This window comes from Sharpea azabuensis DSM 18934, assembly GCF_000702165.1.
In the GTDB taxonomy this organism is placed as follows: domain Bacteria; phylum Bacillota_I; class Bacilli_A; order Erysipelotrichales; family Coprobacillaceae; genus Sharpea; species Sharpea azabuensis.
The window spans coordinates 1-5,554 of sequence record NZ_JNKU01000073.1; the positions used below are offsets into that span (position 1 = coordinate 1).

A 5,554-nucleotide genomic window follows, 5' to 3' on the forward strand; every position below is an offset into this window, starting at 1 on the left:
CATCAGGCTGGATATTTCCTCAAGGTAAGGGTCGTACCTGCTAGCACGGGAAGAAGCCTTTCGTTTCGGCTTGCCGTCATTATCCCATATTTTCTTGACAGTCTTTCTGTCAGAGCCATATCTTCTGGCCAGATCGGAGAAGTTAGGCTTGATTCCTTTTTCTTTCATCTGATTGATTTCTCCTGTTAAATTGACATTTACTTTCATATACTTTAGCCTCCTGTAAAATACAGCTAAAGTGTAACAAAAAAAGAATGACCATTCGGTTTTATTTACCCAAAAATGGGTAAAAATAAACCACCCGAATTGGTCATTTATATATTACCATTATTAGCCAGGGAATAGTCAGGCGCTTCAAGGAATTTTCCGGCCGTCTCGTACGTGGACTTCTTCGAGGACGGATAGATGATCCTTGCGGCAACCAGGTCGTTGATGATGGCTGCAAGATCGTACCTGAACTTGCGCTCGCTGGCTATTGTCCTGCAGATGTCCCTTATGCCAAGGGAGCAGAGGATGTTCCTGATGTAGAGATAGCCGATATTGAAGACACGCTTAGAGTCCCTGTTAATCAGATGATCGGGACTTAGCGAGAGCTCGACAACAGCCTTGTCCTCACGGTCCTTCTTCCTCAGGCTCTCGACATAGTCCTTGAGATTGCCCACCACCTCGTCGCGCGAGTCTGTGCCGTACTTCTCCATCAGCGATGCAAGGTTGCCCAGCCTCTCGACAACGAACGTCGTCTTTTTCTTTGTTTCCGGGTTGTAGTAGTCATCGATGACGAAGAATGACTCTGAGTGCTTGGACTTTGAACTCTTGATGCGCTTTGCCATAGGGAACACCTCCATAGGCCTATTATATCATATATTACGGAACATTACGAGTATGAAATTCACAAAACTTGACAAAAAAGTCATGAAAAAAAGAGCAGAAATTGAATTCTGCTCCGCTCCAACTGTAAAACACCCGCACGTCTGTCAAACATCATCAGCGCTGACTTTCCCTTCAGGTATCCCATGAACGAGCTTACGCTCAGCTTCGGAGGAATCTCAAGAAGAAGATGCACGTGGTCCGGCATGAGATGTCCTTCTACCATTTCCACTCCCTTGTACCTGCAGAGTTCCTTTATGATTTCCTTTAGGTCTTTTCGATATTGACCATATATTTCTTTTCGTCTATACTTTGGTGTGAATACGATATGGTATGTGCAATACCATTTTGTATGCGATAGTGAATTGGCTTTATGAGCCATGAGACATCACCGTTCCTTTCTTTTTGCGGTAACTTGAACACTTACCATTATAGAAGGAACGGTGATGTTTTTGTGTAACTTTCTTGTCATCCATCCGCATAGCGGGTGGTTTACTGTTTCGCGTACTACTTACGCTCAACTGTCTAAAGACTAGATACAAGCTTTGCTTGTACTACAAAATAAAAAAGCAAGGCCAAATCTAATTGACCTTGCTTGGTAGTTGTTTTGGATATTTTCTCTGTCTACTTGTCAGGGGTCATATCACTTCATGCAACAGTCTTTTCCTTTTATTCAATTGCGATAAAGTGATTCTCTTCAACCTGTTCAGGTGTTTCCTTAGGCAAGCAGATCAGCAATTCACCATTATCAAATTTCGCATTAATATCTTCTGGCTTATAATTTTCACCAACATAGAAGCTGCGGCTGCAAGTACCATGATATCTTTCACTACGAATGATATTGCCCTTGTCATCCTTATCCTCATTTGTCTTTGAAGCATCAGCAGAAACATTCAAATAGCCATCTTTTAATTCTACATGGATCTGATCCTTGTCATATCCTGGAAGTTCAATAGCTAACTGATACTGGCCATCTACTTCTTTGATATCTGTACGCATATTATTAATAGTTCTTGTAGGTGTTAAGAAATCAGAATCAAATATATCATCAAACAAATTATCTAATGTAGGTAAGTAACGCATAATAACATCTCCTTTTCATCCATTGTCCTTCATGCATTAACCAATTGGGATAAAGTGTTTCTCTTCGACTGCTTTTTCGTCAGCCTTTGGTAAGGTGATGATCAATTCGCCATTATCAAATTTTGCATTGATATCACTTTCCTTGATGCCATCGCCGACATAGAAGCTACGGCTGCAAGTGCCATGATATCTTTCGCTACGGATCAGATGACCCTTCTTGTCTTTTTCTTCTTTGTCATCATGATGTTCGGCTGAAACATTCAGGTAGCCATCCTTCAAGCTGACCTTGACATCTTCCTTGTTGAATCCTGGAAGCTCCATGTTTAATACATAGCTGTTATCCTTTTCGGCAATATCAGTGCGCATTGCATTGGTACTAGGGGCAAAGAATCTGTCATCAAAGAAATCATCAAATACATCATTCATTCTAGGTAATAACCTCATAAATAACATCTCCTTTTTTCCTATTCAACTATCTTTCTTGTAATCCTCTTTTTGATTACACCTACATTATAGCCCCTCTTTTAGCAATGTCAATAGGTGAGTGCTAATATTTTAGCAATTTCTTTTATAGAGTGCTAAAATACAAAAATCAGCAAATTTACTGCTGACTTTTGAGTAGTTCTTCAATTGTATCTTGGCTTGTTTTTATATAACCCTGCACCATTAAGGCGTTGCCACCGCCTTTTGCCCCATGACTTTTAAGAACATCAAATAGCTTTGTTGTATCATTGTTGTGGGAAGCAAGAATGAAGCGATAGCCTGTTTGATCACTTCCGGCAAAGACCCCGACATAGCCTTCAAGCCGTTGGGCAAGACTATTGACCATTTCTCTTTGTAGGTTCTTATCAAGATCTTCGATAAAGAAATAGCGATGGTTTTCATTTGCTTCTTCAACAAGTCTTTGGACTTCTTTTTTATTAAGATTGAAAACTTCTTGTTTCAGGGCATTGTTTGTATCGATGAGCTGCTTGACATATTTGACAACTGAGCTATTGTTGGCTGAAAGCATATGATAGATGGCATTCATGTTGTCATCTAGTTCTAAGACATAATCAAGTGCTCTTTGTCCACAAAGAATAAAGATGCGTACGCCACCCTTATAATTCATCATATGCACAACCTTAAATAGTCCTACTTCTCCACTACGCCTTACATGTGGGGCACAGCATGCACAGACATCACAATTCTCTATCTCAACAATACGTAAAGGAGAATCAACTTCTTTTTTCGAGCGATAATTAAGTGAGGCAAGTTCTTCCTCACTTGGATAATAGGCACGGATAACTCTATTTTCATAAATAACCTGATTGACTTCTTTTTCAATTCTTCTAAGACTTACTTCATCGATTGGACCATTAAAATCCACACTGACAACGTCCTTGCCTAAATGAAAGCCAACATTATCATAGCCATATTCCCGATGGACAATGCCCGAAAAAATATGTTCACCAGAATGATTCTGCATATTACTAAAGCGTAAATTCCAATCAATTTCCCCTTGTATTTCATTGCCTATTTCTAGTTCAACATGTCCCTTTAAGATATGTTTAATAATGCCTTTTGATATCTGAACATCAATAACCTCATAACCATCAATTGTTCCGCTATCAGCACATTGTCCTCCTTCTTCAGGAAAGAATAATGTCTGATCAAGAATAAGCGTTGTATTCTTATCATATTGGATATCTTGTATCGTGGCATGGAATGTTGTGTCATAGGGATGTTCGTCATAAAGCTTAACTGTTTCCATCATTTTTCTCCCTTACATAGCTAACAATCTTATGAAAGGTGTCATCACACATGGCATGTTCCATACGACAGGCATCATCATAAGCTTGGCCCTCTTCAACACCCAAAGACCTTAGCCAGGTATAGAAAAAGTTATGGCGTTCTAGGATATTGTTGGCAAGCCTTTGCCCTTCTTGTGTAAGTTCAAGCATCCCGTCTTCTTCTTTGATGACATAGCCTTCATTGGTCAGTTTTGTGATGGCAATCGATACACTTGATTTCTTAAAATCCAATCTTTTTGCAATATCAACAGAACGACAATGCCCCTTCTCCTGCTTAATCATGAGAATAGCTTCTAGATAGTCTTCTGTTGACTGGTACATCTTCATTTCATGTTTTGACATAGTCTACACTTCTCTCTGAAATCTTTTATAAAGTTCTTTTAATGGAATTCTTGTTTCTTCAGATAAGCTCTTCAAGCTCTCATATTCTGGATAAATATAGCTTTCCTGTTCAAAGTCAACCTTCTTCCCTTTAACAACACCTTCAGGTAACTTCACGTCAACAATCTCTCTATTTAAAACATGACGTTTTTCTTTGCGATAACGGAAACCAATCGTCGTTGTATTGATGAAAAGCAATTCTTCCATTCTCTTCATATGTTCTTCATCAGTAACAACGGTAATACGATAGGCAGGACGGTTCTTTTTCATGAAGATTGGCGTGAAGAACACATCACGGGCACCTTCGTTCATCATTTTCTCCATCACAAAGCCAAGCATTTCCCCTGTACAGTCATCAACATTGCTCTCCATAATAATCACTTCATCAGGATGCTGAGCCATTTCTCCCAGTGTGACTTTTAAGACATTTGGAATCTTAAGCTGTTTTGTACCGATACCCCAGCCAATCTTATTGATCTTCATGGCTGGCATCGGACCGTAGCTATCAGCAAGCTGCGCAATGATGGCTGCACCTGTAGGTGTGACAAGCTCTGTATTAATATCAATTTGTCGCATGATGACATCACTTGAGGCAAAGATTTCACTTGTCGCAGGAACAGGCACAGGAATGATGCCATGGGCACATTCCACAAAACCATACCCATCATTGACAACTGATGAATAGATGGCATCAGGATGTAAATAGTTAATAAGCAACGCTACACCAATAATATCAATAATGCTATCAGCTGCTCCGACCTCATGAAAATGGACATTCTCGAAGGTCGTATTATGGACTTTCGCCTCTGCTTTAGCAACACGATAAAAGATAGCTTTGGCAAGCATCTTGGCATGGTCAGGTATTTGTGATTCTTCAATGATCGTATAAATATCACTTAAATGTCTTTCTGGCTGTGGAATTGCTTCATCAACCCTTACATCAAAATATGTTCCCGAAATACCATTGCGCATTTCCTTGGAAATATTAATTGTGCAATGAGTTAGTGGCAAAGCCTGCATGCTCTCGTAGAACCATTTCTGATCATCACATAACTCCAGGAGCGCCCCGATGGCCATATTGCCAGAAATGCCACTCATGCAATCAAAATATAAAACATTCATACTTAATGTTCCCTCCTATTCGAAGTGCTTTACTTCATCTTACCACGCTCTATCACAAAAATCATGACTAATGATTCACATAAAAAAACACACCAAGTTTGATATGATCCCTGTCAAGTAGACAGAGAAAATATCCAAAACAACTACCAAGCAAGGTCAATTAGATTTGGCCTTGTTTTTTATTGTTGTGCTTGCGCCTGGTGTTTTGCTTTGCTCTTCTCAATCCCTTCCCAGAATCGTTCTATTCTTCTGTTTGGTGCAATCGGATACTGTTCCGGTGTATTTGCAGTCAGTGCTTCCTGTCTTAC

The 5,554-nt window shown here is 39.7% G+C and carries 5 protein-coding genes and 3 pseudogenes; all 8 read right to left on the reverse strand.

Annotation, left to right across the window (positions count from 1 at the left end; translation table 11 throughout):
- Positions 1–207, reverse strand: a pseudogene (locus T529_RS0111305) (hypothetical protein); the annotation flags it as partial.
- Positions 208–329: 122 nt separating this feature from the next.
- Positions 330–830, reverse strand: a pseudogene (locus tag T529_RS0111310) (IS1634 family transposase); the annotation flags it as partial.
- A 128-nt stretch (positions 831–958) separates the two neighbouring features.
- A pseudogene (gene tnpA, locus T529_RS12395) lies at positions 959–1,249 on the reverse strand (IS200/IS605 family transposase); the annotation flags it as partial.
- Positions 1,250–1,536: 287 nt separating this feature from the next.
- Positions 1,537–1,950 (reverse strand): Hsp20/alpha crystallin family protein, encoded by a 414-nt coding sequence (locus T529_RS0111320; RefSeq protein ID WP_033163717.1) that lies wholly within the window; start codon positions 1,948–1,950, stop codon positions 1,537–1,539.
- A gap of 36 nt (positions 1,951–1,986) precedes the next feature.
- Positions 1,987–2,394, reverse strand: a complete 408-nt coding sequence (locus T529_RS0111325; protein ID WP_033163718.1) for an Hsp20/alpha crystallin family protein — start codon at positions 2,392–2,394, stop codon at positions 1,987–1,989.
- A 157-nt stretch (positions 2,395–2,551) separates the two neighbouring features.
- On the reverse strand, positions 2,552–3,703 hold the full coding sequence (locus T529_RS0111330) for an alanyl-tRNA editing protein (RefSeq protein WP_051646987.1): 1,152 nt from the start codon (positions 3,701–3,703) through the stop codon (positions 2,552–2,554).
- Positions 3,690–4,085 (reverse strand): metal-dependent transcriptional regulator, encoded by a 396-nt coding sequence (locus tag T529_RS0111335; protein WP_051646988.1) that lies wholly within the window; start codon positions 4,083–4,085, stop codon positions 3,690–3,692. Before T529_RS0111335 ends, T529_RS0111330 begins: the two co-directional genes overlap by 14 nt.
- A 3-nt stretch (positions 4,086–4,088) precedes the next feature.
- The gene (gene larC, locus T529_RS0111340) at positions 4,089–5,246 is read right to left on the reverse strand and encodes a nickel pincer cofactor biosynthesis protein LarC (protein ID WP_033163720.1); all 1,158 of its coding nucleotides are present in this window, start codon (positions 5,244–5,246) and stop codon (positions 4,089–4,091) included.
- Positions 5,247–5,554 lie beyond the last annotated feature (308 nt).

Coding starts and splice junctions, on each gene's coding strand:
- T529_RS0111320 (WP_033163717.1), bottom strand. CDS start 1,950: ATGCGTTACTTACCTACATTAGATAATTTGTTTGATGATATATTTGAT.
- T529_RS0111325 (WP_033163718.1), bottom strand. CDS start 2,394: ATGAGGTTATTACCTAGAATGAATGATGTATTTGATGATTTCTTTGAT.
- T529_RS0111330 (WP_051646987.1), bottom strand. CDS start 3,703: ATGGAAACAGTTAAGCTTTATGACGAACATCCCTATGACACAACATTC.
- T529_RS0111335 (WP_051646988.1), bottom strand. CDS start 4,085: ATGTCAAAACATGAAATGAAGATGTACCAGTCAACAGAAGACTATCTA.
- larC (WP_033163720.1), bottom strand. CDS start 5,246: ATGAATGTTTTATATTTTGATTGCATGAGTGGCATTTCTGGCAATATG.